This is a genomic window from Nocardiopsis nanhaiensis (genome assembly GCF_054778635.1).
Genome location: NZ_BAAGZJ010000058.1, coordinates 38,754 through 47,937 on the forward strand (window position 1 = coordinate 38,754; position 9,184 = coordinate 47,937).

Consider the following 9,184-nt stretch of genomic DNA (forward strand, 5'->3'; position numbering starts at 1 on the left):
TCAGTTCCCTCCAAGAAACTGCTGCTGGAGCAGGGCGGTGTTGAGTTCGACGCTACGGTCACCGTCGGTGAGGGTCAGGACCGGGTAGGCCTCCACGTTGAGGACCTTGCCGACCATCTTGAGGAACCGCACGGCCCGCGGGTGGCTTTCGGGTCCCTTGGCGGCGCGGGAGGCCGCGGCGACCGGCAGGCGCGGTTGGGTGCCTCCCACGGCCACGAGGGCGTCGATGAGCGCGGCGATCTCCCCTGCGGCCGGGGCCCGGCCGACCCGGCCCAGGCTGGCCTTGAACGCGGGGGTGTCGATCACCTGGGTTCCCAGGGTCTCGTCACCGAACAGGGCGGGGGTCTGCTCGTGCTGGGACTTCTTGGACTGGGGCTTCTTCTTCCGTGCACGGCCGCCCCCGTTCTCGGTTCCAGGGGCTTCACCCAAGGACACGTATCCCCCGAGGGAACCCGCCTGGATCGCCTTACCGCTGGCGCCACCGACCCGGTTGTCGAAGGCGGGTGCCGGGGTGTTCTCCAAGGGCTGGGACCACCAGACCGGTTCCACCTGGACCGGGCTCAGCCGCTGCCAACCGGGCGGGGTGGGATCCGGGACGCTCTCGCCGCGGCCGGGGCGCGGGGTGTCCAACGCAGGTACGAACACCAGCACGGGGATGACCATCTCGGCGGCGGAGAACCCGCCGTGGTAGCCGTCCTTGCGGTCGGTGTAGCGGATGTCCTCCCGGTAGGGGACCACGAGGGTGCCGTCACCGTGCAGGACGCGCCTGCCGGTCGCGGCGATCTCACCGTCGCCGGGCTGGCCGGTGCGGTAGCGGGCGGACTCCCCCGACTGGGTCTTGACGGCGTAGCCACGGTCCCACACGTGGCCGTGGTCGGAGGTGAGCACGACGGGTCGTCCGGCCCGGGCCGCGGCCTCGATCAGCGAGTTGAGCTTGCCGATCTGCTTGGTCGACCAGGTGGACTCGTCCCCCTCCCGGCCGCGGGCGAGGGCGTCGTCGATGGTGTTGAGCACGACGCCCACGACCGTCTCGGTGTCGTCGATGTGCTCCTGGACTTCGGTGGGCAGGTGGAACCCGGCCCCGGTCTCGAGGTCGCGCTGGTGGTAGAGCACGGCTTCGCGCTTGCCGAAGGCCGGGGTGTTCCACAGCGCGACGAACCCGGAGCGTTCCCGGTCCTGTTTGCCGTAGTCGAGCTTGCCGGTGAGCAGGGAGGCCCGGGAGTAGTTGGTGGTGGAGGGCACGGTGGCCAGGGCGCCCTCGCGCACAGCGACGTGGTCGCCGGCGCGGGAGCGGCCGATCTCGGCGAGGCGGCCGCCAGCCCGGATGTCCTCGGCGAGCTGGACCGCGACCTCCGTGCTCATCCCGTCCAGGACGATGATGAGGGGCGTCTGGTCCTCCGCCAGTGGCCGGGCGACCTGGCTGAGGAGGTTCTCGGAGCGCAGTTGGGTGTCGGTGGGTGCGTGCCCGCTGTTCCACCGGTTGACGGCGGTCGCGAACTCGGCGTCGACCAGGGCGCGCCAGCCGCGGGCCCGCTCGTAGAGGGCGCCGAGCGCCTGGTCGAAGGCAGGCACATCGCTGCGGTGGTGCCAGATCGCGGAGGCTGCGCGGTCCACCCACCCGGTTTCCTGGACGTGGGCCTGGATCCACCCGTGCGCGGTGGTGGGGGTGGATTCCCCCAGTGGCCGGTCCGCGGAGCCGAGTGCCAGGCGGCGCAGCAGCCGCACCGCGTTGGTGGCGGCCCGCGCCTGGTCCTGTTTGTCCCTGGCGCTGTGGCGGCGGTGGTCGCTCAGGAGGGCGAGGGCCGCTTCCACCTCGCGCAGGTCCTGGGGCTGTGGGGCACTGGGCAGGGGCGCGTTGGAGACGTGGCCCTCCCCCAGGGCGAGGCTGATCTGCCGTCCCAGGTCGGCCAGGCGGGTGTGCAGTCCGGCGTCGAGCAGGCGGCTGGCCTGGGCGACAGGGGCGGCGTCGAGCTGGAAGAGGAGTTCCTCGGTGCGGCGGACGGTCTCGTCGGCGTGGTTGTCCTCGGTACCGTCGAGCAGCCGCAGCAGGGCCGCGGTGCAGGCGCTGCCGAAGTCCCTGAGGTCTTTGGCGCCGGGCTGGTTGGCCCCGAAGTAGCGTTCCTGGGCGCGGATGAGGGCGTGCTGGGCGGCGCGGGCGGCCTCGGGGTCCCCGTCCGGGCGGTCCTCCTTGGCGGCCTCGTCCAGTTCGGCCAGGGTCAGCCCGATGGGGATGGCGTCCAGGGCGAGCCCGCGGTCCAGGAGCTTGAACAGCACCCGGGGTACGGCGCCGAGGGTCTGCTCCACCTCGCTCCGCAGAGCTTCGCGTTCGTCCTCGTGCAGGTGGGTGAAGGCGGCCACGGAGGCCGGGTCGCGCGTCCATTCCAGGAGTGCCGCGCCGTCGATCTTCTCGTCGGGTTCGCGGCCGAAGCGCACGGACACGGCGATGGACAGCGCCTGTTCGAGTTTGAGCACGCCCGTGCTCAGCTTCAGTTGTTTGACGGCGCGGATGCCGCGCAGGGTGTCGGCCAGCCAGCGCAGACTGCCCGAGTACAGCCGCGGGTCGATCCGGGTGACCTTGAGTTCGGTCCGCAGCAGCTCCCAGTTGTCGATCCGGAGCACTTCCTCACCGAGGAGGCGGCCCAGCAGTGCTTCGCCGAGATCGGCCGGGTCGAGCGGGGTGAGCACGACCACGTGGTCGACGTCGTCGTTGTGGCCGCTGAGGGCGTGTACGAGGGTGAGGACGCTGTCGGCGCCGATCACCCGCACGGAACGCGTCTGGCTGGGGCCCTCGGCCGAGTCAAGGTGCAGGGTGAGGGTGTCCGGGCCGTCCCAGCGCGGGTCGGCGGACAGGGCGAGGGCGGTGGCACCGGACTTCGGGTGCCCCTTGTCCACCCGGCGGGCTTCGGCGTCCAGGGCGCGTTGGAGTGCGCTCGTCACGGTCTCGGCGTTCACCCGCCCCTGGGCGGGCGACGCGGGCCGTGCGGTGGCCTTGTGTTGGGCCGTGTGGGCCGTGCCGCTCACTCGGCCTCCCGGATGGTGATCTGGATCTTCTTGCCTTCGGGGATGTCCATCTTGGACCGCAGTTCGGCCACGACGGAGTCGAGGTCTGCGCCGGGGGTGACCGTCACCCAGGACTCCGCTGGGGTGTCCGCGGAGGTGGGCAGGGTCGGTTCGTGCTCGGCGGTCACACCGGTGTGCTGCGGAGCGGCGCCGGCCGTCGGAGGTGCGGGCTGCACGGGAGCGGCGGGGGCGGCAGGGTTCTGCGCGGCGCCCGAGGCCGCCGCGGCCTGCCGGACGATCGTGTTGTTCAGGGCACTGACGGCGCTGTTGGCGGCGCTGAGTGCCGTGGCCAGCTTCTGGCTGCTCTCGTTGTGCCGTGCGGCTTCCCTGAGCCGGGTCAGGATCTGCTCGGCCTGGGCCGCGTGTTCCCCACCCGACTGGATGATGGTCTCCAGGGAGTCCAGCAGGTCCCACCGCGCGGCGGCCAGGGCCTGGGCGAGGTTGCCCGCCCCGGCGATGCTGGTGCGGTAGACCCCGCCCTCCTCGGGCAGGTCGGCCCGGCCGAGCGCGTTGACCAGCTCGGTGTCGTCGGTCAGCCCGCCGAGTCGGCCGAGGAGTTCGTCGGCGGTACGGGCGGTGCGCAGCCGCGGGGCTTCCTCGTCCAGGCCGAGGATGTGCAGGTGCTTGGTGAGTTCACGGACCAGGTGTTCGCTGCCCGCCTGATGCCGGTGGGCCTGCTCTTTGAGCTGTTCGGCCAGTCGCTGCACGGAGCGGCTGTTGAGCAGCGGCTGCGCGGAGAGCCCGAAGACGCGCTGGGCGCGCTCGTTGGCCCGGTCGAAGTCCTCTTCGGAGGGCAGTTCCTGCTGGCGGAGCACGATCTCGTCGGCGAGCTGGCCGATCTCCGCGCCGGTGTAGCGCTTGCCGGCGCGGATCCAGGCCCGGTCGCTCTGCACTGCGTAGACCAGCACGAGCAGGTCGACGATCTCCTGGGGCAGCCCCTGGCCGTCCTCACGGGCCCGGATCCACTCCCGGAGGTCACCGACGCGGATGTCGGTGCTGGTCGGCATGTTCACTTTGGCGAACCGGTCGATCTCGCGCTGCCAGTCGTCGCGCAGCACGAAGACCTCGCCCACGGTGGCGATCCGCAGCGGCTCGGCGATCCGCTTGAGCACCGGCAGGTCGCTCTTGGGCACGTTCGCGTACCGGTTGAGCTTGTCGGCCTTGGCCTCCTCCACCGCCTTGAGCACGGTGCTCAGGTCGGCGCGCCGCAGCGGAGCCTTCTTGGTGGGGCTGGAGAGGTCGGGGTGCTCGGGGTAGAGGTGGTCCAGGAGCTTGGTGGTGATCCGGTCCAGGGCGGCGGGGAACTGGCTGCCCGCTTCCAGGGGGATGTTGAGCCCCTGCGGCAGCGGTTCGATGTGCGGGTCGGCGGGGGCGCCGTAGTCGGTGCTGTTCTTGTCGACCTCGACGATCCCGTAGGCGCCGCGCAGCAGGTTCTTGATCTGCATGGTCATCTGGTGGCGCTGGTTGTCGAGCTGTGCACGGGCCTCACGGCGGTCGTCGCTGCTCCAGTCGGGCGCCTTCTCCTCGATCACGTTCGGTTCGAGAAGGTGGTTCATCAGGAGGATACGGCGGGCGACCTCCAGTTTTCCGGGGGACAGGAAGGTGGGCAGCCAGACCACCCCGGCAACCGCCTCACCGAACTCCTCCCGCAACACCTGGACACGGTTGCGGTCCTCGGCCGGGCTGTGGTCCTTCGCGTCGAAGGGGTAGTCGATGACCAGCCTGACCGCGTTGCCGGCGAGCGGCCGGAACTCTTCACGTCCGAGGTCCTCGGAGGAGCGCACGTTACCGAAGGCGAGCTCCACGGTGCGCTGGGTGCCGCGCCAGACCACGGTGGTGCGTTCGGCACCCGGCTCCAGGCCGAACTGCTCCCACAGCAGGCGTTTGAACAGTAGGCGCAGGTCGTGGTCGTTGGCAGCGGTGAGGACGCTGTCCTCGAGGAACTTGGTACTCACCCGCAGCAGGTTGAGGGTGAGGGTGGGGTTGTCACTCTGCGCACCGACCCGCACCTCGCCGAACTCGGCTTGCAGGTCTTGGAAGAACGTGGTGGCCGCCTTGACGTCCTGCCCGGGACGGCGGGCCTTGACGATGCCCTGGTTGAGCGCCATGGCGCGACCGACGGTGAGGTCCTTGAGCGCGGGCACGTTGGGGGTGAGCGCGCTCAGCAGCAGGGTCTTCACCAGCAGGTCATCACGCCGGAACGGGGCACGCACGTCGAGCCCAGCCACGTCGGCCTCGGACTTCTCGTGCCTGATCAGCAGCCACTCGCGAACCTTGCGGTAGAAGCTGCTGATCTTGGCGTATTCGTCCCTGAGCCGACCCTTGAACGGCCGTGTCTCTCCCTGGATGAGCACGTCGAAGACGGCTCCCAGCGGGACGATCTGGCCGACCGGCAGGCTGGAACGGTGGTTGACCAGCAGTTGGAGGAGGAGCTTGAGGGCGCTCCGCTGGCGCTCCAGCGCGCTCGACAGGTCAACCATGACATGCAGCAGGGCGGGGCTGAACGGGTAGAGGTTCTGGAAGTCCTCCCAGGTGCTGGTGTCCTCACCCCCTTCACTGTCCAGCAGAGTGTCGCGAACTTCGGGCCGGGTGTTGCGCATCCGGTCGAAGGCCGCGGCGATCTCGGCCTTGGCCTCGGTGTCCCGGGGCTTGATGAGTCGATGGCGCACCACCTCGGTGAGGTTGGCGTCCGCCAGGAGGATGTCCTTGAAGCGGCCCTCCCAGTGGTCAAGGGTGCGCGTCACCCCTTCCGTTCCACCGCCGAGACCGATCAGGTCCCGCAGGTCCCGCTGTCGGGGGACGATGCTCACGATGGGCGCGGGCCGGTGGCTGCGAGAGGACTCGACCAGCTTGGTGATCTTCTGGATTTCGGTGTTGATCCGGGCCTCGTCACCGATGAGAGCGGTGAAGCGCAGGATCAACTCGTCCAGCATGAGGAGCACGGCGTCACAGCCGAGCTCTTCCTTGGCGTGCCGACTGATAGCGGACAGGCCCTCGTCGATGCCCAGGTAGGCGTCACTGGCGTCCCCGACTGTGTTGGCGTAGCGCTTGAACGGCCCGTCAATCAGGGCACTGACCAGTTCATCCCGCAGTGCCCTCTCGGTGGGCGACTCTGTTTCGGGGTGTACGGCGAAGGCCTTGTCGAGGGCGTCCGTGCTCCATGTGGAGGGACCGGCGAGTTTTCCCCAGACCCCCTCTTCGCTGTAGTCGCTATCACCATCACTGGACTTGCGAGCGGGCAGCTGGGCGGCGAAGGCCTCGTCCCCCAGGTTGGCGCGCAGTTCTCCAGCGTCCTCCAGGAGACCGTCGGCACGGTAGACCGCCGGAGTGCGGGCGTTCGGGTACTCCTCACGCACCTGACGCACGTACCCACCGAGGATGTTGGCCTCGATGGACACTTCCGGGTTGGTGAGGTGGGCCTTGACCTCGATGAACTTCTTGCTGGGGAGCCAGCTGTCGTGCTTGGCGAGGACGTCGCCCAGGCCGGTCTTGCTGCGGGCGTCGGCGTGGTGGTCCAGGATCGCGGAGAGCACCGCGAGGAAGTGGCTCTTACCAGCACCGAAGGAACCGTGCAGGTACGCGGCGTGCGAGGTGTTGTCGGTGACCGAGGACCGAATGGTCTCCAGAGCCTGGTCGAAACAGTCGGCCAGCTGGGGGGTGACCACGTACTCGGCGATCGCCTGGGCCTGGCGCTGGGATGTGCTCTCGGTGAGCTTGACGACCAGGTCGCCGTCCTGGACGGCGAGGGGGATGTCGATCAGGTCGCTGATGACTCGGCCGATGCCGCTCGAACCAGGGGAAGGGGTCGTCATCGCCAGGGCGCGCCTTTCTGCCGTCTACTCGGGTTTCGCAGCCGTGTACACAGCCACTCGAACGCGGCGGGGCGCCGGAGCGAGCGCCCGGTGGTGGGCACACGGTTCCCGTTGTTATACCGGGGGTTCCAGCCTAAGCCTCAACGGTGACATAAAAGCCCTGAGCGGTGGGCTTGTGGGGCCTGTGACTGCGGGTGGTGAGGGTGGGGAGTGAGGGCTGGACCTTTGTGTGACGGGCGGGGGTGGGGCTCGGTTGTCACAGCGGCGGGGGGCTGACCACCTGATGTGGTGAACGTGATTCGTGTTCACCGCACAGCCGGGTTGTGAGGGTGCGCGGCCTCAGGCCGGAGACCGAGCAGTGGTGTCACGGTCTCCGGCCCGAGGTAGTTGAGGTAGCCGAAGAAGTTCAGGCCTTCTTGCGCCGCTTCCGGGTGGTGGGAGCGGGCCGCCAATCCCGCATCTGTGAGTCGGTGACACCGGTCGAGTTGCGCAGGGCGGTGAGGTCTTCCTCGACGTGGTCGGCGGGGGTGTCGCCGTACTCGTCGGCCTCGGTGTGCCACTGCTTGACCCAGGGCAACAGCTCGACGATCCCGGCCAGCAGCGGCGTCATCCGCTCCGGCTGCCCGCCCCAACCGTCCTGTTCGAGCCGCTCGTGCGCCAGGGTGGCCAGCGCGTCGGCCTGCTGAGCGTGGTCCCAGCCCGCCCAGCCCAGGAGAAGGGTCGGGTCGGCTTCTCCCTCGGCCCCGAGGTAGGAGACGAACCGCTCCTTGGGCACGTCGAGCTTGCCCCGGTTGGCCCAGTAGGTGGTCTTGAGGAAGTCCGCGGACTTGTACTTGGGCGGGACCGGGATATTGCGACGCTCCTCCTTCTCGCCTTCCTTCAGGTCGGCGTTGTGAGCGTCTTCTTTTCGCTGCTCGGCCCACACGTGCTCCCAGTCCGCGCGTTTGCGCAGGCCGGAGTCCTTGTAGCGCAGCGCGGCGAGGTAGGGCACGTGCTCGGTTGAGGTGATCTCCGCGATGACCCGGGAGAAGTCCTGGGCGGAGTCGTAGAGCGCTGCGACCTCGGCGGCCTCGGGGAGGAGGTCGCGCACCCGGTTGGCCAGTGCTCGGACGGAGAGCGGGCGTGCGCGCTCGTCCCCGTAGTCGTCGGTGGTGAACCACAGGCGCCGGTCCTCGCACTTGTCCAGCAACCAGGACTTGAGGGCGGCCTTCTGCTTCTTCTCCCAGGGCTCGGACTGCCACCGGCGCTTGTGGTCGGGGCGCTCGATCAGACCGATGTTCTTGTCGGACTCGATGAGTTCGATGCGCTTGGCGACAATGGTGCGGTAGGCCTCGGGCCAGTGGGAGGGGATGTCGGTGATGGGGGTGGAACCGTGCCGGTTGAACCACTCGGTGGAGGCTGCTCCGGTTTCCACCTTGCGCGCAAGCACGATCTCGAAGGCCCGCTCCCCCAGGTTGATGGCGGGGACGTCAGTGGTGTTGGGGAGGGTTAGCTCGGCGAGTTGGGCGTCGGTGATGAGTCCGTAGCGGTGGTAGACGTCCCAGTCGAGCTCTTCCTGGAGAGCGATCATCCGCTGACGGGTGGCGGTGTAGTCGGTGTGGGCTTCCTTGAGACGGTTAGCGGTGGGGGTGTCCGCCTCAGCGATGGAAGTGGGTTCGAGGGTGGAGAGTTTCTGGGCGAGGGATTCGAGTTCCTGGGAACGCGCCAGCGGCAGCTTCTTGGGGAGTGGGAAGTTCTTGAGCTTGGTGCCGGTGAACTCATAGAATTCCTCCCATCCATCACCTCGATACCCTTCGTTCACACCTCCATTCCCTTTGCCATGACTAACCTGCTTGAGCCAGAAGCACGCCGTCGAGGAGTTCAGCACCCCCAACAGCTCCAAGTGCTGCTCCTCCGTTGCATCCTTTGGCAACTTGATCACTGGAGCGTGGCGATTGAATACCTTTCCGCCAAAATCAAAGCAAAATTTATTATGAGTAGAAATAGTGCAAAATACAAGCGTAAATTCAGAAGCAAGCTTCTTTCGATAAAGCTCTCGATATTCCACCCAGGAAAACCCGGGGATATCCTCGACTGGCACGCTGAATCGCTTCCTGCGCCTCAGGCTTTTTCTGTTTGACCAGAACCAACGAAACAAATCACCCTCAATCTCTCGAAGTGACAAGTTTTCATGATAAGGCCAAACCGGCTCATCCCAATCGGGGGTGTAGGAGTTGGGGTCCGAAGCCGCCGGTCTCGAGCAGGCTTCGGGCGATGTAGTTGGTCAGGTTGCGGAACCCGAGTGCGGAGCCGCGCAGGTGTTCGAGCCGTCC

At 68.0% G+C, this 9,184-nt stretch carries 3 protein-coding genes; all 3 read right to left on the minus strand.

What is annotated here, in order from left to right; translation table 11 throughout:
• The 3 genes from pglZ to pglX all read right to left on the minus strand — a co-directional run bounded on the left by pglZ (position 1) and on the right by pglX (position 9,036).
• Complete coding sequence (gene pglZ / locus ACYVD1_RS23920) at positions 1–3,021, minus strand: BREX-2 system phosphatase PglZ (protein ID WP_460776729.1); 3,021 nt, start codon at positions 3,019–3,021, stop codon at positions 1–3.
• Entirely contained in the window at positions 3,018–6,872 is a 3,855-nt protein-coding gene (locus ACYVD1_RS23925; RefSeq protein ID WP_460776730.1) for a phage resistance protein, read from the minus strand. The genes pglZ and ACYVD1_RS23925 overlap by 4 nt, the downstream gene beginning before the upstream one ends.
• Before the next feature lie 406 nt (positions 6,873–7,278).
• Complete coding sequence (gene pglX / locus ACYVD1_RS23930; protein WP_460776731.1) at positions 7,279–9,036, minus strand: BREX-2 system adenine-specific DNA-methyltransferase PglX; 1,758 nt, start codon at positions 9,034–9,036, stop codon at positions 7,279–7,281.
• Between the last annotated feature and the right edge of the window lie 148 nt (positions 9,037–9,184).

Bases quoted from the DNA above. Each gene is read 5' to 3' on its own strand.
- ACYVD1_RS23925 (WP_460776730.1), bottom strand. From the start codon at position 6,872: ATGACGACCCCTTCCCCTGGTTCGAGCGGCATCGGCCGAGTCATCAGC.